The organism is Kocuria rosea (assembly GCF_006094695.1).
Lineage (GTDB): Bacteria > Actinomycetota > Actinomycetes > Actinomycetales > Micrococcaceae > Kocuria > Kocuria rosea.
The window spans coordinates 2,568,027-2,590,791 of sequence record NZ_CP035103.1; the positions used below are offsets into that span (position 1 = coordinate 2,568,027).

Sequence of the window (22,765 nt, forward strand, 5' to 3'; positions counted from 1 at the left end):
AACGGAACAGGCAGGTCAGGGTCGGGGCGGCACGGGCCGGTGCGGGCCGCCGGGCTCCTCCGCGGGGGCGGCGGCCGGGGACGGCGGACCGTCCCACGGGGCCTGCGGGGAGCGGGGGTCCTCCGCGCCGAGGGTCAGGATCCAGGCGTCCACCGAGGCGCCGCGCTGCTCCATGAACCCGTCGATCCGCACCGGGGAGCGGAAGCCGAGCCTCCAGGCGAGCTTGCGGCTGGCCCAGTTGGGGACCTTCGCCATCCAGTAAGCATAGGTGAGGCCCAGGCGCCCGAAGGCGTGCTCGAGCAGCAGCCGGCAGGCGGCCTCGGCGGCGCCGGTGCCGCGGGCGTGGGGGCCGAAGTTGAGCCCGATGTCCGCCGTGGTCCCGCGCAGGGCGTTGAGCCCCACGGTCCCGTGCAGCCGGTCGGTCCGGGCGTCGGCGACCGCCCAGTTGTACTCGCGGCCGGCGCGCCAGGCGGCGGGGACGAACTCCTCGACGTACCAGCGCGCATCGGCCTCCGTGTAGCCCAGGGGCACAGTGGTGAACTCCGCGGCCGCGGGGTCCGCGCAGTTGCGGGCCAGCTGCGGGACGTCGCGCTCCTCGAGCCGGCGCAGCACCACGGTGCCGTCGTTGAGGACGGGGACGTCGTAGTCCTCGGCGCCGTCGGGGCGTACGGGCATCGGCGGGGGTCCTTTCGGGAGGCGTGCGGCACGGGGCGCTCCGGCCCGCGACCGAGCCTACCCGGTGCGTGCCGGTGCGCCGCGCGGGACGGACGGGCGCTCAGGCGGGTGCCCGCCCGCCCCGGGGCCGGGACCGGCGGAGCCAGGCGAGGCCGACCACCGGCAGCACGAGCGGGACGTAGCCGTAGTCCTGCCCGAAGTGGGACCACACGCTCGCCTCGGGGAACAGTTCCGGGACGAGCACCGAGAGCAGGCCCACGCCGAGCACCCCCAGCAGCTCCACGGCCACGGCGGCCGTGGCGAGCCGGTGCCAGCGGGGGCCGGGCCGGGCGAGGGCCACGGTGGCCACCACGTAGACGGCCGCGGCGAACGCGGAGAGCAGGTACGGCAGCGGCGCGGCCTGGAAGTCCGTCGCGATCTGGTAGAGCGAGCGGACACCGGCGGAGAGGGAGAAGACCGCGTAGACCACGACGACCAGCCGGCCGAAGCCCGAGGACTTGCGGTCGCCGCGCGCCGGGGCGGCGCGGGGCCCGAAGCGCCGCTGCAGCCGGGTGGGGCCGTCCTGCGGGCGGTCGTGCGTCATCGGGGCCTCTCCTGCGGGGTCGTGGCGGGCCGGGAGCCGGTCCGGGGTCCGGGGCTCACTGGTAGTACCAGATGTAGTTCATGCGGTAGACCATGATGGCGACCACCGGCCCCGCGGCTGCGAGCACCCAGTTGGACCAGCTCGAGCGCTCCACGAGGGACCACACGAAGGTTCCGGCCGGGATGAGCAGGGCGGTCAGCAGGTAGCCCCAGTACTCGAGGGCCGATCCGGTGGGCCCGGGCCCCCGCACGTGCATGACGACCGTGCCCACGGCGTAGACGAGCAGGAACGCCTCGAGCAGCAGCACGGAGCCCTGGGTCCAGTCGTCGGGCCGCCGCCCGCGTGCGGCCTGCACGGCGCACACCAGGAAGGAGAGGGCGCCCAGCAGGGCCGCGGCCCAGAACCAGCCGTCGTAGCCCCACAGCATCAGCGCTCCTCCCGGGTGGTCCCGGGCGGCCCGGGGAACCGCTCCCCGGGCAGGAAGACGAGCACGGGCTTGGCGGTGCGCTCGCCGCGGTGGCCGCGGTCGGACAGCAGGGCCACGAGACGCCCGTCGGGGGCGAAGCCGGCGGTGACGGCGTCGTGATCCGGCGGGGTCCCGCCGTGGTCCCCGCCGCCGTCGGCGGCGCTGGGACCGATCCGGCGGCCGTGGGCGACGTCCTGGGTCTCGGCGGCGGTCAGCCGGCGGACGGGGAACAGTCCGGCGGCGGCCTCCTCCAGGCTCGTCACGGGCAGCGGGCGGCCGGCGGCCACCTCCGCGGCGAGCTCCTCCAGGGTGGACGCGTCCTCGAGGGTCCACGCGCCCACCCGGGTGCGGCGCAGCGCGGTCAGGTGACCGCCCACCCCGAGGTCGGCGCCGAGGTCCCGGGCCAGCGCCCGGACGTAGGTGCCCGAGCTGCAGGTCACGGTGACGTCGACGTCGAGGACCTCCCGTCCGGCGTCGTCGGCGGTGCGCACGAGCCGGTGCACGGCGAACTCGGAGACGGTGACGGGGCGCGCGGCGAGCTCCACGTCCTGCCCGGCGCGGACCTGGGCGTAGGCGCGGCGGCCCTCGACCTTGATCGCGCTGACCTTCGCGGGGACCTGCTGGATGTCCCCGGTGAGCCGGGCGACGCCGGCCGCCACCGCGTCCTCGTCCACCGCCGCCACGGCCCCGGGGGCGGCGACGTCGACGACCTCCCCCTCGGCGTCGTCGGTCACGGTGGTCAGGCCGAGCCGGATCGTCGCGGCGTACGTCTTGTCCCGGCCCACCACCCAGGTCAGGAGGCGGGTGGCCCGGTCGACGCCGAGCACCAGCACGCCCGTGGCCATGGGGTCCAGGGTGCCGGCGTGGCCCACCTTGCGGGTGCCCGCGAGGCGGCGGGCGCGGGCGACGACGTCGTGGCTGGTCCAGCCGGCGGGCTTGTCCACGACCACGAGCCCGGACGGCGTCGGCAGGGACGGGTCCGGACTCGGGACGTCAGGCTTCGTGCGGGTCACTTCCCCGGTGCCCCCGCCTGCTCAGCGGTCCCGGGAGGACTCGTCGTCCTCCTCGGCCGGCTTCCGGTAGGGGTCCTCGCCGGCGGCCCAGCTGGCCCCGGCGGCCTGGGCGGCGACCTCGGCGTCCTTCTCCTTGGCCGCGCGCAGCACCTCTTCGAGGTGGGAGGCGTTGACCGGGATCTCGTCCGGGACGAAGGTCAGGGTGGGCGTCAGGCGGGCCGTGATGTTCCGTCCCACCTCGCTGCGCAGGACGCCCTTGGCGGACTCGAGGGCCGCCCGGGTGTTCTGCTGCTCCTCCGCGGTGCCGAACACCGTGTAGTACAGGGTGGCGTGCTGGAGGTCGTTGGTGACGCGGGCGTCCGTGATGGTCACGAAGCCCAGCCGGGGGTCCTTGACCCGGCGCTCGAGCGCCTGGGCCACGACGACCTTGATCCGGTCGGCGAGTCGGGCGGCGCGTGCTGCGTCAGCCATGGTGGATGCTCCTCGGGTCGGGGCGGTGCGGTGCTCGGCGCGGTGCTGGCGACGAGGCGGGGAACGGTGCTGGAACGGGGGCGGCGGCACGGGCGGGCGCTGGGCCCGCCCGTGCCGCCGCGGGTGTCCCGCGCGCGGGGCGCGGGACTCGGGACGGGTCAGGCGCGCGGCTTCTCGCGCATCTCCCACGTCTCGATGAGGTCGCCCTCGTGGATGTCGTTGAAGGAGCCGAGCCCGATACCGCACTCGTAGCCCTCGCGGACCTCGGTCGCGTCGTCCTTGAACCGGCGCAGCGAGTCGATGGTGAGGTTGTCCGCCACGACGCTGCCGTCCCGGACGAGCCGGGCCTTGGAGTTGCGTCGGATGGTGCCCTTGGTGATGTAGGCACCGGCGATGTTGCCCCACTTGGAGGAGCGGTACACCTCGCGGATCTCGGCGGTGCCGAGCTCCACCTCCTCGTACTCCGGCTTGAGCATGCCCTTGAGCGCGCTCTCGACCTCGTCGATGGCGTTGTAGATCACCGAGTAGAACTTCATCTCGACGCCCTCGCGGTCGGCCAGCTCCGTCACGCGCTCGGCGGGACGGACGTTGAAGCCGATGATGATCGCGTTGTCCACGGTCGCCAGGTTGACGTCGTTCTGGGTGATCGCGCCGACGCCGCGGTGGATGACCCGCAGCTGGACCTCCTCGCCCACGTCGATCTTGAGCAGCGAGTCCTCGAGCGCCTCCACGGCACCGGACACGTCGCCCTTGATGATGAGGTTGAGCGTGTCGATCTTGCCGGCGGCCACGGCCTCGTCGAAGGACTCGAGCGTGATCCGCTTGCGGCGCTTGGCGAGCAGGGCGTTGCGGTCCGCCGCCTGGCGCTTCTCGGCGATCTGGCGTGCGGTGCGCTCCTCCGGGGTGGAGAGGAACGTGTCGCCCGCCCGGGGCACCGAGTCGAGGCCCAGCACCTGCACGGGACGCGAGGGACCCGCCTCCTCGACGGACTGCCCGTTCTCGTCGAACATGGCGCGCACCCGGCCGTACGCGGCACCGGCGACGATCGCGTCGCCGACGTGCAGCGTGCCGGACTGGACGAGCACGGTCGAGACCGCACCGCGGCCCTTGTCCAGGTTCGCCTCGATGGCCACGCCGCGGGCGTCCTTGTTCGGGTTCGCCGAGAGCTCGAGCGCGCCGTCCGCGGTCAGCACGATCGCGTCCAGCAGGTCGTCGATGTTGAGGTTCTGGCGCGCGGAGACGTCGACGAACATGGTGTCGCCGCCGTACTCCTCGGGGACCAGGCCGTACTCGGTGAGCTGGCCGCGGATCTTCTCCGGGTTCGCGTCGGGCTTGTCGATCTTGTTCACCGCGACCACGATCGGCACGCCGGCGGCCTGGGCGTGGTTGAGCGCCTCGACCGTCTGCGGCATGACGCCGTCGTCCGCGGCGACCACGAGCACGGCGATGTCCGTCACCTGGGCACCACGGGCACGCATGGCGGTGAACGCCTCGTGGCCCGGGGTGTCGATGAACGTGATCTGCCGCTCCTGGCCGTCGACCTCGGTGTCGATCTGGTAGGCGCCGATGTGCTGGGTGATGCCACCGGCCTCCCCCTCGATCACCTTCGTGTTGCGGATCGCGTCGAGCAGGCGGGTCTTGCCGTGGTCGACGTGGCCCATGACGGTGACGACCGGCGGGCGCGCCTCCAGGACGTCCTCGCCCTCGGCCGCGGCCTCGGCCTCCAGGTCGATGTCGAAGGACTCGAAGAGCTCGCGCTCCTCGTCCTCCGGGGAGACGACCTGGATCCGGTACCCGAGCTCCGCGCCCAGCAGCTGGAAGGTCTCCTCGTCGAGGGACTGCGTCTGCGTGGCCATCTCGCCGAGGTGGATGAGCACCGTGACGAGGGAGGCCGGGTTCGCGTTGATCTTCTCGGCGAAGTCCGTGAGGGACGCGCCGCGCCGCAGGCGGACGACCGTGGTGCCGTCGCCGTGGGGCACGGAGACGCCGCCGACGGACGGGGCCTTCATCTGCTCGAGCTCCTGGCGCTTCGCCCGCTTCGACTTGCGCTGCTTGCCGCGGGCACCGCCGCGCCCGAAGGCGCCCTGGGTGCCGCCGCGGCCGCCGCGGCCGGGGCCGCCGCCGGGACGGGAGAACCCGCCCCCGCCGCCGCCGGGACCGCCGCGGCGGGGACCTGCGCCGCCGCCGGCCGGCCGGGAGCCGATCGGGGCCACGCCGGTGGTGTGCCCGGGCATCATGTTCGGGCTGGGGCGTGCGCCGCCGGGGCGGGGACCGCCCTGGGGCCGCGGGCCGCCCTGGCCCTGCGGACGGGGACCGCCCTGACCCTGGCCCTGCGGGCGGGGACCGCCCTGGCCCTGGCCCTGGGGACGCGGTCCGCCCTGGCGCTCGGGACGGCCCGAGCGCATGCCCTGCTGGGCGGCGAACGGGTTGTTGCCCGGACGCGGACCCGCCGGGCGGGGAGCACCGGGGCGCGGCGCGGCCGAGCCCGGACGGGGCGCGGTGCCACCGGGACGCGGCGCGGCGGAGCCCGGACGGGGCGCTCCGCTGCGGCCCATGCCCTGCTGGCTGGCGAACGGGTTGTTGCCCGGGCGCGGGCCCGGGGCGGGGGTCCTGGCGCCCGGGGCCGCCGGGCGCTGCGGCGCGGACCGCTCCGGGGTCGAGGACGGCTCGGCGGAGCGCTGCTCGGGCGCCTTCTCGGCCGGCCGCTGCTCGGCGGCCTTCTCGGGCGCGCGCTCCGGCGCCTTCTCGGCGGGCTTGGCGGCCGCCGGGCCCGGGGCGGGCGCGGAGGTGCCGGGCCGGGACGAGGCGCCGGGCTTGGACGCGGGCTTGCCGGCGGGCGCCGGGGCCGCCGGGGCGGACTTCTCCGCCCGGCCGGCGAGGGCGGAGCGCAGCTTCTTGGCGACGGGCGGCTCGACGGTCGAGGACGCGCCTCGGACGAACTCACCCAGGGTCTGAAGCGTGGAAATCGCTTCCTTGGACGTTATTCCGAGCTCTTTCGCGAGCTCGTGAACGCGGGGCTTGGCCACTTCTCTCCTGTCTCGGTCCGCACCGAAACAGGCACGAACCACTTATTTTCCGTTGAGGCTCCCGGAGCATCGGCCGTCGAGGACGGCGCGGGGTCGCGGGAGGCCGTTGGCAGAGCACAACGAAGCACTCATCGCTGGGCACTCATCGGTTTTCCATCGGTTCTCTGACTCGCTTTCCAGTTCTTCACCCGCGAACGGACGTGGTCACCGGTCCGGTCGGACCGCGCGGGCTGCCGTCCGGGGACGGCTGTGGTCGGCACTCGTGCGTCCGGTCGCCGGGGCTGCCCCCGTGGACAGCAGGGCGTCCAGTGCGGGGGCGACCGCCTCCGTGTCCACGACCGCCCGGAACGCGCGCCGGAAGGCGCGCCGGCGCAGGGCCGAGTCCAGGCACTCGTGGGAGGGGTGGAGCCAGGCTCCGCGACCGCCGAGGCGGCCGTCCCGGTCGACCACGGCCCGGAGGCCGCTGTCGGTCGGTTCGGTCACCACACGTACGAGCTGGTCAGGGTGTTCGGTGGTCCGGCATCCGATGCACGTGCGACGGGAGTCTGCACTCACTCGCTCGGTACTCCTCGTCTCGCGCCGGGACGTCGGGGACGTCCCGTGCGGGCCGGGAGCGGGCGCCGGACAGGGACCACCAACGATCTGACCGCTGTCCAGTCTATCCCGGGGACCGCCCTGGGCCGAAACCGGGGGCGCGCGGGATCCCGGGACCGCCCCGGGGCGGGGGCGCCGGTCCCGCCGCGGCGGGGCTCAGCGGCGCTCGGCGGCCTTCGACTCGGGCACGATGTCGATCTTCCAGCCCGTGAGCTTGGCGGCCAGGCGGGCGTTCTGGCCCTCCTTGCCGATGGCCAGGGACAGCTGGGTGTCGGGGACCACGGCGCGGGACGAGCGGGCCCGCTCGTCGAGCACGCTCACCCGGGACACCTTGGCCGGGGACAGGGCGTTGGCGATGCAGCGGGCGGGGTCGTCCGACCAGTCGACGATGTCGATCTTCTCGTCGTGCAGCTCGTTCATCACGGCGCGCACGCGGGAGCCCATCTCCCCGATGCAGGCGCCCTTGGCGTTGATCCCGGACTGGGTGGCGCGCACGGCGATCTTGGTGCGGTGGCCGGCCTCGCGGGCGATCGCCATGATCTCCACGGAGCCGTCGGCGATCTCCGGCACCTCCATCTCGAACAGGCGGCGCACCAGGTCCGGGTGGGACCGGGACAGCGTGATGGACGGGCCCTTCATGCCGCGCTTGACCTCCACGACGAAGGCGCGGATGCGCGCGCCGTGCGGGTACTTCTCGCCGGGGGCCTGCTCGTGCGGGGGCAGCACGCCCTCCACGGTGCCGAGGTCGACCTGGACCATGTGGGGGTTGTGCCCCTGCTGGATCTGCCCGGAGACGATCTCTCCCTCCCGGCCCTTGAAGTGGCCCAGGACGGCGTCGTCCTCGACGTCGCGCAGGCGCTGGAGGATGACCTGGCGGGCCGTGGAGGCGGCGATCCGCCCGAAGCCGGCCGGGGTGTCGTCGAACTCCCCGACCGCCTCGCCGTCCTCGTCCAGCTCGGGCGCCCAGATGGTGACGTGGCCGGTCCGGCGCTCGATCTCGGCGCGCGCTCCCGGCAGCGCGCCGGCGGTCTTGTGGTACGCCAGCAGGAGGGCCTGCTCGATGGTGGGGATGAGCAGGTCCACGGGGATGTCGCGCTCACGCTCCAGCAGTCGGAGGGTGCTCATATCGATGTCCATGTCCGGCCTTCCTCACCTGACGGCCCCGGGGACGGCGCAGCGCACCGTCGGGGATGACGGGGCGCCGCCACGGGTCGTGCTCGCGCACTCGTCGTCGCACTCGGTTGTCGTCGCACTGCGGACCGCGGCGCCGGTGGGCGCCGCGGCGTCAACGGCACATCTTACACTCGTGCCGAGTGTGGCCGGGTCCGTCAGTCCGTGAACTCGACCTCCACCCTGGCCCGGCGCACGGCCTCGAAGGCCCAGCGCTCCGGGTCGAGCAGCCGGGCCGGCATCCCCTTCTTCACCTGGTGGCTGCGCTGCAGGACCACGCCGTCCTGGCCGACCTCGAGCAGGCGGGCCGTGAACTTCTCGCCCTCCACCGGGGTGACCCGCACCAGCCGGCCGATCGAGCGGCGCCAGTGCCGCGGGGCCGCGAGCTCCCTCGTGGCCCCCGGGGAGGACACCTCCAGCTCGTAGGCCGAGCCCGGCACGGGGTCCGTGCGGTCGAGGAGCTCGGACACGGCCCGGGAGACCGCGGCGATCCGGTCGATGTCCACGCTGTCGGTGCTGTCCTCCGGCAGGTCCACGAGCACCTGCAGCACGAGCCCGGTGCCGGCGGGCTTCAGGGCGACGTGCTCCAGGACGAGCCCCGACTCCTCCACCGCGGGGCCGATCAGCTCGGCCAGCCGCTGGTCGTCGGGTCCGGGGGTGCTCTGCTCGCTCACGGGGTCTCCTCGTGCTGTCGGGACGTCGGGGTCGGTCCTGGAGATCCTATGATGAACGCGGCCCTCCGCCGTCCCCCGCCGCGTCCCCCAGGAGCCCCCGGTGACCGATCCCCGCACGCCCGTCCCCCGGGTGCTCCCGCTGGTGCTGGGGGTCCTGCTCGCCACCGGGGCGGCCGGGGCGTGGTGGCTGGACTCCGCCCGGCCGGTGCCCCCGGACGAGGTCGCGCGCGCCGAGGCGTGGCGGGGAACCGAGGCGCTGCTCGCGGCGCCCGCCCCGGCGCCCGCCGCCGCGTGGGCGGACGTGCGCGCCGACCTGGCCCGGCAGCTCGAGGCCCTCGGTCCCGCGCCCGACGACCGCACGAGCGCCGCCGCCCGGGCCGGGCGTCCCTCCCCCGCCGGCGGCACCGGCGGCGTCAGCCCCGGAGACGCCGGGGACGCCGGGGACGCCGCGGAACCGGGCGCCACGGCGTCCGCCGCGCTGCGGACGACGGCGACGGCCCTCGCCGGGGACGCCCTGGCCGCCGAGGACCCCGCCCTGGCGCGGGTGCTCGCCGCGGCGGCGGTCTCGCGGGCCACGGCGGCCCGGCAGCTCGCGGTCCCGCAGGGCCCGGCGCCGCAGGTCCCGGCTCCGGCCGGCGCCGACCTGTGCGACGCCGCCGGGGATCCGGCCCCCGGCGGGACGACCGCTCCCGGGGCCGTCCTGTGGTCGGCGCTGGACCGCGCCGGCTACGCCTTCGAGGCGCTGGCCGCCCGCACCGGGACGGCCCCGGACGCCGCCGCCCCTGACGTTGCCGCCCCGGCCGGTGCCGTCCCCGCCGAGCTGGCGGCCCGGGCGCGGGCGGACGTCGAGGAGCTCCTGGGGTCCCCGTCCGCCCGGCGGGTGCTCGCGGCGGACCCGGGGCTGCCGGCGGGCGCCTACGTCCTGCCCGAGGACGTGCGGGAGCACCCCGGCCGGGTCGCGGACACGGCGGCGCGGGACGTGCAGGATGCCGCCGCGCACGTGCTGGCCCGCGGGGACGCCGGCGACCGGTGCTGGGCGCTCGTGGCGCTCGAGCGCGCGACCGGGCTGCGCGCCGCGCTCACGGGGGAGGTCGACGCCCTGCCCGGCGTGGTCCGGGACGACCCGCCGCAGTGACCTCCCGCCCGGTGGGGCGGCTCAGGCTCCCCGCAGCACGTCGACGCCCAGCTTGAGGATGAGCAGCGAGACCACGGTGAGGAACACCACCCGGATGAAGCGGCTGCCGCGGGCCACCGCGGTGCGCGCCCCGAGGTAGCCGCCCAGCATGTTGGACAGCCCCAGGACGAGACCCAGGCCCCACAGCACCGACCCGTGGCCGAAGAAGAACACGAGCGCGCCCACGTTGGTCGCGAGATTGACGATCTTCGCCTTGGCGCTGGCGGCCAGGAAGCTGTAGCCCAGCAGCGTGATCATGGCGATGACCAGGAACGAGCCGGTGCCCGGGCCCATCACGCCGTCGTAGAAGCCGATGACGGTGCCGATCACCATCGCGGTGCCGTAGTGCCGCGCCCCGCTGTGGCGCAGCTCGGTGAGCTGCCCCACGGTGGGCCGGGCCACGGTGAACAGGAGCACGGCCACCAGCGCGGCGAGGATGATCGGGCGGAACACCGCCTCGGGCAGGGACGCGGCCAGCGCCGCCCCGCCGAAGCTGCCGAGAAGCGCGACGCCGGCCATGGGCAGGGCGGTGCGCAGGTCGGGGGACGTGCGCCGGTAGAAGGTCAGCGCGCTCGTCGCGGTGCCGAACACGGAGCCCATCTTGTTGGTGGCCAGGGCCTGGACGGGGCTGATCCCCGGGACCATCAGCACCACGGGCAGCTGCAGCAGGCCGCCGCCGCCGACCACGGCGTCGACGAATCCCGCGGCGAGCCCGGCCGCCACCAGCAGGGCGACGACGCCGGGGTCCATCTGCTCCAGGCCCGAGGCCCCGAGCCAGGCGCCGAGCCCCTGCACGGGATCAGCCGCGCACTGCGGCGGCGACCACGGCGGCGACGCCGTCCCGGGGCACGTCCTCGCTGCTGCCGCTCGCGCGGTCCTTGAGCTCGAGGACGCCGTCCTTGAGGCCGCGGCCGACCACCAGCACGGTGGGCACGCCGAGCAGCTCGGCGTCGCCGAACTTCACGCCCGGGGAGACCTTGGGCCGGTCGTCGAAGAGGACCTCGAGCCCCTCCGCCTCGAGCTCGGCCACGACCTTCTCGGCCTCCTCCAGCACCTCGGGGCCCTTGCCGGTGGCGACCACGTGGACGTCCGCGGGGGCGGCCTGGCGCGGCCAGAGCAGCCCCTTGTCGTCGTGGTAGGCCTCGGCGAGGGCGGCCACCGCCCGGGTGACCCCGATCCCGTAGGAGCCCATGGTCACGGTGACGAGCTTGCCGTTGCGGTCGAGCACCTTCAGCCCCAGTGCCTCCGCGTACTTGCGGCCCAGCTGGAAGATGTGGCCCATCTCGATGCCGCGGGCCGCCTCGAGCGGGCCGGAGCCGTCCGGCGCGGGATCGCCGGCCCGGACCTCGGCGCACTCCAGGACGCCGTCCCAGGCGAAGTCGCGCCCGGCCGTGAGGTCGTAGACGTGCTGGCCGGCCACGTTCGCCCCGGTCACCCACCGGGTGCCGCGGACCACGCGCGGGTCCACGAAGAAGGGGATGCCGGTCGAGGACTTCTCGCCGAGCACGGCCTGGTCCGGGGACAGCCCCGGCCCGATGTAGCCCTTGACCAGCAGCGGGCAGGCGCGCAGGTCCTCGTCACCGGCCTGCTCCACCAGCACCTCGCCGGAGACGTCCAGGGCGGCGCCGATGCCGGCCTCGATGCGCTTGAGGTCCACGGCGCGGTCGCCGGGCAGGCCGACCGCCACGAGCCGCCTGGCGCCGTCGGGCAGGACGACGGCGAGCACCACGTTCTTGAGGGTGTCGCCGGCGGTCCAGGGCCCCTCGGCGCGCGGGTGCAGCTCGTTCGAGCGCTGCACGAGCGTGTCGATCGTGGGGCTCTCCGGGGTCTCGAGCACCCGTGCCTCGGGGGCCCCGGCGGGATCGGTCTCCGCGGGCACCACGGTGGTCACCGCCTCGACGTTGGCCGCGTAGCCGCCGGGCGAGCGCACGAACGTGTCCTCGCCGATGACCGTGGGGTGCAGGAACTCCTCGGAGCGGGAGCCGCCCATGGCCCCGGACTGGGCCGAGACGGCGACCACGGGCAGGCCGAGGCGCTCGAAGATCCGGACGTAGGCCTCGCGGTGCCTGGCGTAGGACTCGTCGAGACCGGCGTCGTCGACGTCGAAGGAGTAGGAGTCCTTCATGACGAACTCGCGCCCGCGCAGGAGACCGGCGCGGGGGCGGGCCTCGTCCCGGTACTTCGCCTGGATCTGGTAGAGGGTGACGGGGAGGTCCTTGTAGGAGGAGTACAGGTCCTTGACGAGCAGCGTGAACATCTCCTCGTGCGTGGGCGCGAGCAGGTAGTCGGCGTCCTTGCGGTCCTTCAGGCGGAAGAGGTTCTCCCCGTACTCCGTCCAGCGGTTCGTGACCTCGTAGGGCTCGCGCGGCAGCAGCGCCGGGAAGTGCACCTCCTGGGCGCCGATCGCATCCATCTCCTCGCGCACCACCTGCTCGACCTTCCCGAGCACCCGCAGGCCCATCGGCAGCCAGGTGTAGATGCCCGGGGCGGCCCGGCGGATGTAGCCGGCGCGGACGAGCAGCTTGTGGCTGTCCACCTCGGCGTCGACCGGGTCTTCGCGGAGGGTTCGCAGGAACAGGGAGGAGAGTCGCAGCGCCACGAGGGCTCCGTTTCTCCCGGGGAGCGCGGCGTGGTGCGGCCGGGCCCGGGCGTCGAGAGGATGGGCGGCGCCGACGGCGCCGCTGATTCCGGTCAAATCTACACCCCCCGCCCCGCCCGGCCGCACCGGGATCGGCGGCCCCGGGCGCTCAGAGCAGGACGGTGGCGAAGGTCCCGACCCGCTCGAAGCCGACCCGCCGGTAGGTGGCGAGGGCCCGGACGTTGTAGTCGTTGACGTAGAGGCTGACCACCGGGGTGCGCCGGCGGGCGAGGCGCACGGCCGCCGCCATGCAGGGCGCCGCCAGCCCCCGGCCGCGGTGCGCCGGGTCCACCCACACGCCCTGCACCTGCGCCACGCCGCGGGCCACCGAGCCGAGGTCGGCCTTGAACACCACGCGGCCCCCGTCGTCGGTCAGCACGAGGCAGCGCCCCGCCTCGACGAGCGCGGAGACCCGGTCCCGGTACCCGCGGTCGCCGCCCGTGTACGGGGAGTACCCGACCTCCTCCTCGAACATGGCGGCGCTCGCCGGGAGCACGGCGGGCAGGTCCTCGGGGCGTGCCACGCGCACGCCGGGGTGCGGGGCGGGCGCGGGGTCCCGGTCGATGGCCAGCAGGGGCTGGACGGGGCGCAGGTCGAAGGGCCGGGGCCACGAGCGCTCCACCCGGGACCACAGCCCGAGGACCAGCTCGGCGGGCCCGAACAGCGAGGCGTGCCGGGACCCGCCCCGCCGCAGGTGCCCTCCGACGAGGTCCAGGCCCGGGCCGTCCAGGGACACGGGCACCACGTTCGTGCCCACCCAGCACGCGCCGGTCAGCTCACCGTCCGGCCCGGCGGTGCCGACCACGGGCGGGATCCGCGAGCCTCTGCTCCCGCGGTACGACTCGACGTGGGCGGCCACGAAGGCGTGGGCGACGGGGTCCGCCTCGAGCAGCCGGTCCAGCTGGGCCGGATCGACCTCCCCCGCCGGCACCAGCCGCGGCGCCGTCCTCCGCTGCGTCCTCACCCGCCCGTCACCGGCCCGTCAGCTGACGCTCACGACGGGGCTGCCCGCCGTGGTCTCCCCGTTCTCGTCCGTCTCCATCTCGGCGGCGATGCGGTTGGCCTCCTCGATCAGCGTCTCCACGATGAGGTCCTCGGGGACGGTCTTCACGACCTCGCCCTTGACGAAGATCTGGCCCTTGCCGTTGCCGGAGGCCACGCCGAGGTCGGCCTCGCGGGCCTCGCCGGGGCCGTTGACGACGCAGCCCATCACGGCCACCCGCAGCGGGACGGTGAGCCCCTCGAGGCCCGCCGTCACCTCGTCCGCGAGCGTGTAGACGTCGACCTGCGCGCGGCCGCAGGAGGGGCAGGAGACGATCTCGAGCTTGCGCGGGCGCAGGCCCAGGGACTGCAGGATCTGGTTGCCGACCTTGACCTCCTCGACCGGCGGCGCCGAGAGGGAGACCCGGATGGTGTCCCCGATGCCCTGGGACAGCAGGGCGCCGAAGGCCGTGGCGGACTTGATGGTGCCCTGGAAGGCGGGGCCCGCCTCGGTCACGCCGAGGTGCAGGGGCCAGTCGCCGCGCTCGGCGAGCAGCTGGTAGGCCCGGACCATGGTGACCGGGTCGTTGTGCTTGACGGAGATCTTGAAGTCGTGGAAGTCGTGCTCCTCGAACAGGGACGCCTCCCACACGGCGGACTCGACGAGCGCCTCGGGCGTGGCCTTGCCGTACCTGTCCATGATCCGCTGGTCGAGGGAGCCGGCGTTCACGCCGATCCGGATGGACACCCCGGCGGCCTTGGCCTCGCGGGCGATCTGGCCGACCTGGTCGTCGAACTTGCGGATGTTGCCCGGGTTGACGCGCACGGCCGCGCACCCGGCCTCGATGGCCGCGTAGACGTACTTCGGCTGGAAGTGGATGTCGGCGATCACCGGGATCGGGGACTTCATGGCGATGATCGGCAGGGCGTCGGCGTCGTCCTGGGACGGGCACGCCACCCGGACGATGTCGCACCCGGTGGCGTTGAGCTCCGCGATCTGCTGCAGGGTGGCGTTGATGTCCGTGGTGGGGGTGGTCGTCATGGACTGCACGCTCACCGGCGAGTCGGAGCCGACGCCCACGGACCCGACCCGGATCTGCCGGGTCTTCCGGCGCGGGGAGAGGACGGGCTGGGGCGCGGCGGGCATGCCGAGGCTGACCGGGGTCAAGGAGTTCCTCCGAGGAATCGAGGGCAGGAGCTGGAGCGGTGGCGCCGGGACCCGCTGGCCGGGCCCGTCACCGGTTCCCATTGTGCCCCATGCTCCGGGGCGGCCCCCGGTGCCGGGGTGCGATTCCTCCCACGCCGAACGCCCGCCGGCCCCGGGGGCGCGCCGGCCGGCCCGGGCTCAGAACAGCCGGACCGGTTTGACGATGTCCGCGTAGATCAGCAGCACGGACATCCCGATCATCAGCACGGCCACCGCGTAGGTCACCGGCAGCAGCCGGGCGGGGTCGAAGGGGCCAGGGTCGCGGCGGCCGAGCAGCCGGGCGCTCCCCCGGCGCAGCGCCTCCCACAGCGCCCCGGCGACGTGCCCGCCGTCGAGCGGCAGCAGCGGCAGCAGGTTGAAGACGAACAGGGCCAGGTTGACGGAGCCGACCAGGCCCACGAGGGAGGCGGCCTTGTCCCGCAGCGCGATCTCCTCGTGCGCGGCGATCTCCCCCGAGATCCGGCCGACCCCCACCACGGAGATCGGCCCGTCCGGGTCCCGGGGCGCGTCGGAGAACGCCGCCTCCCCCACCTCGTAGATCCGCTGCGGCAGGTGCAGGACCACCCCGGCGATCTGCTGCAGCCCGTCCAGCACCGCCCCGGGCACCGCGGTCAGCGGCTGCCGGACGGGCTCGCTCGTGGGGCTGATGCCGATGAAACCGACCTCCTCGTAGCGGGGGGCGCCGTCCTCGCCGGTCACGGCGGCGCCGGAGTCGTCCAGCACGGGCCGCGAGGAGAGGATGGGGGTCAGCGCCGCGGACACGGTCCGGCCGTCCCGCTCGACCACCACCGGGATCCGTTCGCCGGCCCGGTCCCGGATCCGGGCGGTGAGCTCGTCCCAGGAGCCGACCGGGGCGCCGTCGACGGCCGTGACGACGTCCCCGGGGCGCAGCCCGGCGGCGTTCGCGGGGGCCTGGGGATCCTCCGGCCGGCACTCGGTCTGCCCGGCGGCCTGGCGCTCCGCGGCCACCACGCACTCGGACACCCACGCGACCGTCGTGGTGGGCGTCGCCGTCCCGAAGCCGGAGAGCAGGACGGCCAGGCACAGGGTCCCGAGCAGGAGGTTCATCACGGGGCCGCCGAGCATGATCACGATCCGCTTCCACACGGGCAGCCGGTAGAACACGCGGTCCTCGTCCCCGGGGAGGAGCTGGTCCGCGGCGCCGCCGCGGGCCTCGGCCGCCATCTGCTGGAAGACGCCGGTGCTCGAGGCGCGGGCCGTCGAGCCCGCGCGCGCCGGCGGGTACATCCCCACCATGGAGATGTAGCCGCCCAGCGGGACCGCCTTGAGCCCGTACTCCGTCTCGCCGCGCCGGCGGGAGAGCACGGTGCGCCCGAAGCCGACCATGTACTGCGTGACGCGCACGCCGAAGAGCTTGGCCGGCACGAGGTGGCCGATCTCGTGGAGGGCGATGGAGACCGCGATGGCGGCGGCGGCCAGCAGCACGCCCACGAGGAACAGCACGACACCCATCCGTCGGACCTCCCGGGATCGTCGAGGGACCCCGGCGGGCGCCGGGGACGTCGGGGCCGTGCGCTCGGCACGGCGAGGACCAGTCTGCACCACGATCCTGGACGTCGGGCACCGGGCGCACCAGGGCACGACGACGGCCGGTGCCCTCCCGGGAGGGAGGCGCACCGGCCGTCGGTGGGCTGCGGGGCGGGGCGCCTCAGCGGCGCAGGATCCGGCGGGCCAGCCGGTTGCCCACCACCTGCACGAGCTGGACCAGGACCACGATGACGGCGACCGCCGCCCACGTGACCTCGTCGTTGAACCGCTGGTAGCCCAGGCGCAGGGCGAAGTCGCCCAGGCCGCCGGCGCCGATGGCCCCGGCCATCGCCGACATGTCCGTGATGCCGATGACCAGGAACGTGTAGCCGAGCACCAGCGGGCCCAGCGCCTCGGGCAGGATCACCGTGGTGATGATGCGGCCGCGGGAGACGCCCATGGAGCGGGCCGCCTCCACGACCCCGGGGTCCACGCTCATGAGGTTCTGCTCGACGATGCGCGCCACCGCGAACATGGCCCCGATGGTCATCGCGAAGATCGCGGCGTTGGGCCCCAGCCGGGTCCCGACGACCCCCTGGGTCACCGGTCCCAGCGCGGCAAGCAGGATGATGAACGGGATCGGCCGGACGAAGTTCACCACGAGGTTGAGGCCCTCGTGCACCGCCCGGTTCTCCAGGATGTTGCCCCGGCGGGTGACGTAGAGGCCGACGCCCACGAGCAGACCGAGCAGGCCGGCGAGCAGCAGCGTGACCGCCACCATGTAGAGGGTCTCCCCGAGCGCGGACAGCAGCTCGGGTCCCAGGACGGACCAGTCGTTCACGCGGCCACCTCTCTCAGGGTCGTGATGCGGGACATCTCGTCGACCACGGCCTGCACGGCCGCGTCCGCACCGGTCAGCTCGAAGGTCAGGGACCCGAACGACTGCTCCTGGAGCACGCTGATCCCGCCGTAGGCGATGGTGAAGCGGACCCCGCGGGCGGCGCCGTCCGAGAGCACCCCGCCGATGTCCACGCCGTCGCCGACGTCCACGATCACCAGGCGCCCCCGGTGGGCGCGGCGCAGCCGCTCGACCTCACGGGCGTCGGGCACCGAGTGCAGGACGGAGGAGACGAAGCGGCGGGCGGTCTCGGTGCGGGGCCGGGCGAAGATGTCCACGGTGGAGCCGTGCTCCACGACCTTCCCGTCCTGCATCACGGCCACGCGGTCGGCGATCGCGCGGACCACGTCCATCTCGTGGGTGATGATCACGATCGTGATCCCGAGCTCCCGGTTGACCCGCTGCAGCACCTGCAGCACCTCCTGGGTGGTCTCCGGGTCGAGGGCGCTCGTCGACTCGTCGGCCAGGAGCAGCTTCGGGCTGGTCGCCAGGGCGCGGGCGATGCCCACGCGCTGCTTCTGCCCGCCGGAGAGCTGCTCCGGGTAGTTGCCGGCGCGGGCGGCGAGGCCCACGAACTCGAGCAGCTCGGCCACCCGCGCCCGGCGCTTCTCCTTCGGCCAGCCGGCCCGCTTGAGCGGATACTCGACGTTGCCGGCGACGGTGCGGGAGGTGAAGAGGTTGAACTGCTGGAAGATCATCCCGATCTCCTGCCGCACGGGCGCCAGCTCGGTCTCGCGCCGGCCGGCCACCTCGAAGCCCTCCACGGTCAGGGAGCCCGAGGACACGGGCTCGAGCCCGTTGATCAGGCGCACGAGGGTGGACTTGCCCGCCCCGGAGTAGCCGATCACGCCGAAGATCTCGCCGCGGCGGACGTCGAGGGTGACGTCGTTGACCGCGAGCACCTCGCGCGCCGCCCGCCCCGAGCCGGTGCGGAAGGTCTTGGAGACGTTGCGGAAGGAGACGAGCACCTCGTCCGGGCGCCCGGGTGCGGGCGGCCCGGCGGGGACCGCCGCGCTCACTGCTCCTGGTCCTTCAGCTCCTGCTGGTAGCGCGCGGTCAGCTCCTGGAGCTCCTCCGGCTCCAGCTGCAGCGGCACGGCGGTGTCCTTGGTCTCCTCCATCTCGGCGTCGAGCACGGCCTGCTCGTGGTAGAGGTCCGCGACCTGCCGGAGGGTCTCGTCGTCGGCGAGCTCCTCCGTGGTGGTGAAGAGGTTGACGTAGGCGCGGGAGCCCTCGGACTCGGGGTCGTCCTGGGCGAGCGCGGACTGCGGGTCGATGTCGGCCCGCGAGAGGAAGTCGTTGTTGATGACCGAGCCGGCCACCGAGTCGAGCGAGAGCACCGTCTGCTCCGCGGAGACCGGGGTGACCCGCACCGTGGAGGCCTCGGTGTCGACGTCGAGCTCGGTGGGGATGAGGGTGTCGCTGGTCAGCTCCACGAGACCTGCGGCCTCGAGCACGAGCAGGGCCCGGGAGAGGTTCACGGCGTCGTTGGGCACCGCGATCTCGTCGCCCTCCTGGAACTGCTCCACGGAGTCGTACTGGTTGGAGTACAGGCCCAGCGGGTAGATCGAGGTCGAGCCGATCGGGGTGATGGAGCCGCCGGCCGCGTTGTTGTAGTCGGCGAGGAACGGGACGTGCTGGAACCAGGTCATCTCCACGTCACCGGACTCGGTGGCGGGGTTCGGCTGGTTGTAGTCGGAGAAGTCGACGTACTCGACGGTGATGCCCTGCTCCTCGGCCACCCGCTGGAGGGCGTCGTGGGTCGGGTCGGTGCCCACCACGCCGATGGTGACCTTGTCGTCGGCGAGCACGCCCTCGCCGGAGGACTCCCCGGCGGAGCCGCCGCAGGCGGTGAGGGCGAGGCCGAGGGTCGTGGCCAGGGCGAGGAAGGGGAGGCGCTGCGATCGCATGTGGTGCCTTTCCGTGGGTCCGGGGTGTCGGAGGTCTCCACCGGGGCCAACGGGTCCGGCGGCCACGGTCGAGGGCGCGCCGGAGGGCGCGTGCGCGGTCGGACCGTACTTGCCGCCGGCCGTCGTCGGCCGGTGCCGGATGGTTCACCTGGGGCACCCCACTACGGGAGAGGGTTGCCGCCCAGCAAGCCAGGGCTGCACGCTGGGACTCGTCATCCGCCTGACACACTAGCACGTGCGGCGGGGCCGGGCCCGGCCCGGTCAGCGGGCGAGGACCTCGCGGGCCCGCCGGCGGGCCCAGCGCTCGGCCGCCAGCACGGCCTCGAGCTCCAGCGGGCCGTCGTCGTCGTGCTCGCCCAGCACCGCCTCGACGGTGTCCACGATGGCGGGGAACCGGATCCGGCCGTCGTGGAAGGCGTGCACCGCCTCCTCGTTGGCCGCGTTGAACACGGCGGGGAAGGTCCCGCCCCGCTCCCCCGCCGCCTTGAGGAGCTCGACGGCGGGGAACGCCACCGGGTCGAGGGGCTCGAAGGTCCACTCCGTGGCGCGCGTCCAGTCGCACGGCAGGGCGGCCCCGGGCACCCGGTGCGGCCAGGCCAGGCCGAGGGCGATGGGAAGGCGCATGTCCGGGGGCGAGGCCTGGGCGAGGGTGGAGCCGTCCACGAACTGGACCATGGAGTGCACGACCGACTGGGGGTGGACCACCACGTCGATGCGCTCGAGGGGGACGTCGAAGAGCAGGTGGGCCTCGAGCACCTCGAGGGCCTTGTTCACCATGGTCGCCGAGTTGGTCGTCACCATCAGGCCCATGTCCCACGTCGGGTGGCGCAGCGCGTCCCGGGGCGTGACCGTCTCGAGCTCCGCCCGGGACCGGCCGCGGAAGGGCCCGCCGGAGGCCGTCAGCACGAGCCGGTCCACCTCCCCGGCGGTGCCGCCGCGCAGCGCCTGCGCCAGCGCGGAGTGCTCGGAGTCCACGGGGATCAGGGCGTCCGGGTCCCCGGTGGCCGCGGCGGCGGCCTTGACGAGGGCGCCGCCGGCGATCAGGGACTCCTTGTTCGCCAGGGCGAGCCGGTGCCCGGCCCGCAGCGCCGCCAGCGTGGGGGCGAGGCCGATGGAGCCGGTGATCCCGTTGAGCACGAGGTCGGCGTCGGGGTGGGCGGCGGCCGCGGACGCGGCGTCGGGCCCGTGCACGACGTCCGGGCGGTATCCCCCGGCCCCGGCGGACGCGGCCCCGTCCGCGATGAGGCCGGCCAGCCGGGCGGCGTCCTGGGCGGTGCCGCTGGTCGCCACGAGCGCGGCGCGGGTCTCGAGGGCCTGCTCGGCGAGGAGCTCGAGGTGCCGTGCTCCGGCGGCGAGGGCGACCACGGTGAACGGGTCCGCGCCCTCGAGCTCGCGGGCGGCCCGCACGACGTCGAGCGCCTGGGTGCCGATCGAGCCCGTCGAGCCGAGGACGCTGATCCGGCGGGGGCCGGCGGCGGCCAGGGCGCGCAGCTCGGGTGTCGGGCGGGTGCGGGGCGAGGTGGCGGGGGGCGTCATGGCCCCAGTATCCCCCAGCGCCACTCCTCGGTGCGGTGCCCGCAGGGGGTGCCTGCGGACGGCCCGGAACGGGCCGAGGCCCCGTCCACCGGGAGCGGTGGACGGGGCCTCGGCGACCGACGGGGGTGGGGTCAGCGCGTGGCGCGACCCTTGCGGCCGGAGACCGCGCCCCAGATGAAGAGCACGATGAGGGCTCCCACGACGGCGGTGATGATGGTGCCGATGTCGAACGCGGACTCCAGGTCCCCGATGCCGATCAGCGAGCCGAGGAAGCCTCCGAGGAGGGCCCCCACGATGCCGAGAACGATCGTGACGATGATGCCGCCACCCTGGCTGCCCGGCATGATGAGCTTGGCGAGGGCGCCGGCGATGAGGCCGAGGATGATCCAGCTGATGATTCCCATGATGGCTCCTTATCCGTCCCGGGAGGGACTTTTATTGTACGCAACCGGCGAGTATCCCTGGAATACCCTGAGGTTGCTTCTGCGCCTCACCCTAGCCGACGGTCAGCCGCCTGTCTGTTCCCGTTAGCCAATCGACGCGTTCCTCCCGGACGCGGACCGGCCCGCCGGAAGCCGGGGCTTCGGGCGGGCCGGTGGATCCTCCCAGGTGGGAGCGGGGAATCCGTCAGTGGGCGACGGGCTTCTCGGCGCCGATGCCTGTGAGGGAGCGCACCTCCATCTCGGACTGCTTGATCGGGTCCTCGAGACGGCGCTCCGTCATGGAACCGATGAAGCCGAGCAGGAAGGAGGCCGGGATCGAGACGATGCCCGGGTTCTGCAGCGGGAACCACGCGAAGTCGGCCGTCGGGATCATCGACGTCTCGGTGCCGGACATGACCGGGGAGAAGACGATGAGGCCCACCGAGATGATCAGGCCGCCGTACATGGACCAGACCGCCCCCCGGGTGGTGAAGCGCCGCCAGTACAGGGAGTACAGGATGGTCGGCAGGTTCGCCGAGGCCGCGACCGCGAAGGCGAGCGCCACGAGGAACGCGACGTTCTGGCCCTGGGCGCCGATGCCGCCCGCGATGGAGACGAGACCGATGACCACCACCGTGGTCTTCGCCACCTTCAGCTCCTTGCGGGGATCGGAGTTCCCCTTCTTGATCACGCTGGTGTAGATGTCGTGGGCGAACGAGGCCGAGGCCGTGATGGCCAGGCCGGCGACGACCGCGAGGATCGTGGCGAAGGCCACCGCCGCGATGATGCCCATCAGCAGGGACCCGCCGAGCTCGAAGGCCAGCAGCGGGGCCGCGGAGTTCACGCCGCCGGGTGCCGCCTGGATCCGCTCGGCGCCGATGAGGGCCGCCGCGCCGAAGCCCAGGATGAGGGTGAAGAGGTAGAACAGGCCGATCAGCGAGATGGCCCAGACCACGGAGGTGCGCGCCTCCTTGGCCGTGGGCACCGTGTAGAAGCGCATGAGCACGTGGGGCAGGCCCGCCGCGCCGAAGACGAGGGCCAGGCCCAGGGAGATGAAGTCCAGCTTGCTGGTCTCGCTCACGCCGTACTTCAGGCCCGGCTCGAGGATGGCCGGGTTGCCGGAGACGGCGACCGCGTCACCGAGCAGGGAGGAGAAGTTGAAGCCGTAGAGCGCCAGGATCCAGACGGTCATGACCGCCACGCCGGAGACCAGGAGCACCGCCTTGATGATCTGCACGTAGGTGGTGCCCTTCATCCCGCCCACGAGGACGTAGACGATCATGAGCACGCCCACGACCACGATGACCAGCGACTGCCCGACCCGCGAGCTGATGCCCAGCAGCAGCGACACCAAGGCGCCCGCCCCGGCCATCTGGGCCAGCAGGTAGAACGCGGACACGGCGAGGGTGGAGATGGACGCCGCGACGCGCACGGGGCGCTGGCGCAGGCGGAAGGACAGGACGTCCGCCATCGTGAACTTGCCGGTGTTGCGCAGCAGCTCGGCGATCAGCAGCAGCGCCACGAGCCAGGCCACGAGGAAGCCGATGGAGTAGAGGAACCCGTCGTAGCCCTGGAGGGCGATCGCGCCCACGATGCCCAGGAAGGACGCCGCCGAGAGGTAGTCGCCCGCGATGGCCAGGCCGTTCTGGGTGCCGCTGAAGCCACGGCCGCCGGCGTAGTAGTCGGCCGCCGTGGACGTGGACTTCGAGGCGCGGAGGACGATGACCATCGTGACGACGACGAACGCGCCGAAGATGGAGATGTTGATCCAGGGCGTGCCGACCGTCTCCGTGGTGGCGGCCGTCATGGGCGCGAGCGCGGTGTGCAGCTGGTGCATCGG

General features: G+C 74.0%; 21 protein-coding genes and 1 riboswitch. Of the genes, 1 reads left to right on the plus strand and 20 read right to left on the minus strand.

Annotated elements, in window-relative coordinates; translation table 11 throughout:
- Window positions 1-15: 15 nt before the first annotated feature.
- The 9 genes from EQG70_RS11840 to EQG70_RS11880 form a co-directional block, all read right to left on the minus strand.
- Complete coding sequence (locus tag EQG70_RS11840) at window positions 16-675, minus strand: GNAT family N-acetyltransferase (RefSeq protein WP_109268706.1); 660 nt, start codon at window positions 673-675, stop codon at window positions 16-18.
- Window positions 676-775: 100 nt separating this feature from the next.
- Window positions 776-1,258, minus strand: a complete 483-nt coding sequence (locus EQG70_RS11845) for a hypothetical protein (protein ID WP_081994572.1) — start codon at window positions 1,256-1,258, stop codon at window positions 776-778.
- 55 nt (window positions 1,259-1,313) lie between these two features.
- Window positions 1,314-1,685 carry a hypothetical protein gene (locus tag EQG70_RS11850; RefSeq protein ID WP_109243412.1) on the minus strand — a complete coding sequence of 124 codons (372 nt, stop codon included), beginning with the start codon at window positions 1,683-1,685 and terminating at the stop codon, window positions 1,314-1,316.
- Complete coding sequence (gene truB, locus EQG70_RS11855; protein WP_109268705.1) at window positions 1,685-2,737, minus strand: tRNA pseudouridine(55) synthase TruB; 1,053 nt, start codon at window positions 2,735-2,737, stop codon at window positions 1,685-1,687. Before truB ends, EQG70_RS11850 begins: the two co-directional genes overlap by 1 nt.
- Before the next feature lie 21 nt (window positions 2,738-2,758).
- Window positions 2,759-3,208: a 30S ribosome-binding factor RbfA gene (gene rbfA, locus EQG70_RS11860; protein ID WP_017832930.1), complete on the minus strand. Its 450-nt coding sequence runs from the start codon at window positions 3,206-3,208 to the stop codon at window positions 2,759-2,761.
- 158 nt (window positions 3,209-3,366) lie between these two features.
- Window positions 3,367-6,234: a translation initiation factor IF-2 gene (gene infB, locus EQG70_RS11865; protein ID WP_031282722.1), complete on the minus strand. Its 2,868-nt coding sequence runs from the start codon at window positions 6,232-6,234 to the stop codon at window positions 3,367-3,369.
- A 204-nt stretch (window positions 6,235-6,438) separates the two neighbouring features.
- Window positions 6,439-6,717: a DUF448 domain-containing protein gene (locus EQG70_RS11870; protein WP_229588731.1), complete on the minus strand. Its 279-nt coding sequence runs from the start codon at window positions 6,715-6,717 to the stop codon at window positions 6,439-6,441.
- A 267-nt stretch (window positions 6,718-6,984) separates the two neighbouring features.
- Window positions 6,985-7,965 carry a transcription termination factor NusA gene (gene nusA / locus EQG70_RS11875; RefSeq protein WP_017832933.1) on the minus strand — a complete coding sequence of 327 codons (981 nt, stop codon included), beginning with the start codon at window positions 7,963-7,965 and terminating at the stop codon, window positions 6,985-6,987.
- 191 nt (window positions 7,966-8,156) lie between these two features.
- Window positions 8,157-8,672: a ribosome maturation factor RimP gene (locus EQG70_RS11880; RefSeq protein WP_095651572.1), complete on the minus strand. Its 516-nt coding sequence runs from the start codon at window positions 8,670-8,672 to the stop codon at window positions 8,157-8,159.
- Between the two features lie 100 nt (window positions 8,673-8,772).
- On the opposite strand from EQG70_RS11880, the gene EQG70_RS11885 reads away from it, so the two are divergent.
- Window positions 8,773-9,807, plus strand: a complete 1,035-nt coding sequence (locus EQG70_RS11885) for a hypothetical protein (RefSeq protein WP_109268704.1) — start codon at window positions 8,773-8,775, stop codon at window positions 9,805-9,807.
- A 21-nt stretch (window positions 9,808-9,828) separates the two neighbouring features.
- On the opposite strand, the gene EQG70_RS11890 is transcribed toward EQG70_RS11885, so the two are convergent.
- From EQG70_RS11890 to EQG70_RS11940, 11 genes are all read right to left on the minus strand, one after another.
- Entirely contained in the window at window positions 9,829-10,596 is a 768-nt protein-coding gene (locus tag EQG70_RS11890; protein ID WP_031282729.1) for a TSUP family transporter, read from the minus strand.
- A 49-nt stretch (window positions 10,597-10,645) separates the two neighbouring features.
- Window positions 10,646-12,445 carry a proline--tRNA ligase gene (locus EQG70_RS11895; protein ID WP_109268703.1) on the minus strand — a complete coding sequence of 600 codons (1,800 nt, stop codon included), beginning with the start codon at window positions 12,443-12,445 and terminating at the stop codon, window positions 10,646-10,648.
- Between the two features lie 148 nt (window positions 12,446-12,593).
- Window positions 12,594-13,448: a GNAT family N-acetyltransferase gene (locus EQG70_RS11900; protein WP_241975697.1), complete on the minus strand. Its 855-nt coding sequence runs from the start codon at window positions 13,446-13,448 to the stop codon at window positions 12,594-12,596.
- A gap of 18 nt (window positions 13,449-13,466) precedes the next feature.
- Window positions 13,467-14,633, minus strand: coding sequence for a flavodoxin-dependent (E)-4-hydroxy-3-methylbut-2-enyl-diphosphate synthase (gene ispG, locus EQG70_RS11905; protein WP_017832938.1), 1,167 nt, complete (start codon window positions 14,631-14,633; stop codon window positions 13,467-13,469).
- Between the two features lie 177 nt (window positions 14,634-14,810).
- Complete coding sequence (locus tag EQG70_RS11910; RefSeq protein ID WP_035929719.1) at window positions 14,811-16,145, minus strand: M50 family metallopeptidase; 1,335 nt, start codon at window positions 16,143-16,145, stop codon at window positions 14,811-14,813.
- Between the two features lie 196 nt (window positions 16,146-16,341).
- The gene (locus EQG70_RS11915) at window positions 16,342-16,941 is read right to left on the minus strand and encodes a methionine ABC transporter permease (RefSeq protein WP_081615817.1); all 600 of its coding nucleotides are present in this window, start codon (window positions 16,939-16,941) and stop codon (window positions 16,342-16,344) included.
- A 56-nt stretch (window positions 16,942-16,997) separates the two neighbouring features.
- A complete protein-coding gene (locus EQG70_RS11920) occupies window positions 16,998-18,077 on the minus strand; it encodes a methionine ABC transporter ATP-binding protein (RefSeq protein WP_109268702.1) in 1,080 nt (359 codons plus the stop codon).
- Window positions 18,074-18,967 carry a MetQ/NlpA family ABC transporter substrate-binding protein gene (locus EQG70_RS11925; RefSeq protein WP_109268701.1) on the minus strand — a complete coding sequence of 298 codons (894 nt, stop codon included), beginning with the start codon at window positions 18,965-18,967 and terminating at the stop codon, window positions 18,074-18,076. Before EQG70_RS11925 ends, EQG70_RS11920 begins: the two co-directional genes overlap by 4 nt.
- 100 nt (window positions 18,968-19,067) lie before the next feature.
- Window positions 19,068-19,184: riboswitch (SAM riboswitch) on the minus strand.
- Between the two features lie 44 nt (window positions 19,185-19,228).
- Window positions 19,229-20,503: a 1-deoxy-D-xylulose-5-phosphate reductoisomerase gene (gene dxr, locus EQG70_RS11930; protein ID WP_232035319.1), complete on the minus strand. Its 1,275-nt coding sequence runs from the start codon at window positions 20,501-20,503 to the stop codon at window positions 19,229-19,231.
- Between the two features lie 131 nt (window positions 20,504-20,634).
- Window positions 20,635-20,907 (minus strand): GlsB/YeaQ/YmgE family stress response membrane protein, encoded by a 273-nt coding sequence (locus tag EQG70_RS11935; protein ID WP_017834137.1) that lies wholly within the window; start codon window positions 20,905-20,907, stop codon window positions 20,635-20,637.
- 223 nt (window positions 20,908-21,130) lie between these two features.
- A complete protein-coding gene (locus tag EQG70_RS11940; protein WP_109222385.1) occupies window positions 21,131-22,762 on the minus strand; it encodes a solute symporter family protein in 1,632 nt (543 codons plus the stop codon).
- Between the last annotated feature and the right edge of the window lie 3 nt (window positions 22,763-22,765).